At 74.1% G+C, this 263-nt stretch carries 1 protein-coding gene; it reads right to left on the bottom strand.

The features are described 5' to 3' along the window. Positions 1 to 263: EamA family transporter (locus ACZ3HH_RS30405; RefSeq protein ID WP_465810340.1), on the bottom strand; the 263-nt coding region annotated here is incomplete at both ends.

Raw genomic sequence — 263 nt, 5'->3', positions numbered from 1 at the left:
CAGCAGGGGCCACGCGAGACCGGCCAGCGCCAACGGTGCGAGCGCCATGATCGACGCCGCGACGGACGAGGGCAGGAGCTGCGCGGCGACGTAGACCAGGACGAAGAAGCCGCCGAAGTTCAGCGCTCCGAGCACCGGCGCCTTCCACCACCACGCTCCCCGTGGCATCCGGCGGGCGAGGAGCCAGAGCAGGATGCCGGCCGGGAGGGCGCGCAGCGCCGCACCCCACAGCGGTGCGTCCGCGGGGAGGAGATGCCGGGTGA

This window comes from Pseudomonas sp. PME37.24/025, assembly GCF_055556615.1.
This window is presented reverse-complemented; position numbering and strand designations above follow the sequence as displayed.